Genomic DNA, 1,303 nt, shown 5'->3' on the forward strand with positions numbered 1-1,303 from the left:
GATGTGGGTTGGTCGTTGGTGCGGGGCCGGGCGGCGTTGGAGTACCGGGCCGTGGTGTTCGGGGAGCGGGGCGCTGGCGACGCCCAGGTCGGTGGGGACCGGCTGGCCGGGCTGCGTGCGCTGGCGGCGGACGAGCCCGTGGAGACGGTGGTGCGGGGGCGGGTTGGCACAGGTGGTGATCGGGTGGTGTGGGTGTTCCCGGGACAGGGGGCGCAGTGGGTGGGGATGGGCGTGGAGCTGCTGGATGCCTCGGCGGTGTTCGCGGGTCGGATCGCCGAGTGCGCGGCGGCTTTGGCGCCGTTCGTGGACTGGTCGCTGGTCGACGTCCTGCGGGGGGCCTCGGATGCCCCGGGTGCCGCCGGGATCGCGGGTGTCGGGGGGGTTGTGGGTGCTGGGGGTGCGGGTTTGCTGGAGCGGGTGGATGTGGTGCAGCCGGTGTCGTGGGCGGTGGCGTTGGGGTTGGCGGCGGTGTGGGAGTCGTGGGGGGTGTGCCCGGATGTGGTGGTGGGGCATTCGCAGGGGGAGATCGTCGCGGCGTGTGTGGCGGGGCTGTTGTCGTTGGAGGACGGGGCGCGGGTGGTGGCGGCCCGCAGTCGGGTGATCGCGGGGGAGCTGGCTGGGTGCGGGGGCATGGCGTCTGTGGCGCTACCGGTGGGTGGGGTGGAGGTTCGGTTGCGGGAGTGGGCTGGTCGGTCGGGGGTGGGGGCTGGTCGGGTGGAGGTGGCGGCGGTGAACGGGCCGTCGGCGACGGTGGTCGCCGGGGAGCCTGCGGGGTTGGATGAGCTGCTGTCCGTGTGGGAGGCGGAGGGTGTTCGGGTTCGTCGGTTGCCGGTGGACTACGCGTCGCACACGGTGCAGGTGGACCGGGTGCGCGACCGGCTGATCGCGGAGCTGGCCGGGATCGTCCCGCGTGTGGGGACTGTCGAGATGTGGTCCACGGTCACCGGCTCCCCGGTTGTTTCCGGGCAGCTTGACGGGGAGTACTGGTTCCGGAACCTGCGGTCGACCGTCCGTCTGCATGAGGTCGCCGACGCGTTGGTGGGCGAGGGGCACCGGGTGTTCGTGGAGATCAGCCCGCATCCGGTGCTGACCGCGGCGATCATCGAGACGGCCGAGGCGGCCGGTGTCCCGGACGCTGTGGTCGTGGGGTCGCTGCGGCGCGGCGACGGCGGGCTGGACCGGCTGGCGGCCGGGGCGGCGCAGCTGTGGGTGCGCGGTGTTCCGGTGGACTGGGCCCCGCTGGTGGCCGGCGGCCGGCAGGTGGACCTGCCGACCTACCCCTTCCAGAACCAGCGCTACTGGC

General features: G+C 73.5%; 1 protein-coding gene. It reads left to right on the forward strand.

Annotation, left to right across the window (positions count from 1 at the left end; genetic code table 11):
• A partial coding sequence (locus tag E0504_RS49910; protein WP_131628138.1) for an acyltransferase domain-containing protein occupies positions 1-1,303 on the forward strand: 1,303 nt, incomplete at both ends.

The organism is Parafrankia sp. BMG5.11, from assembly GCF_004337455.1.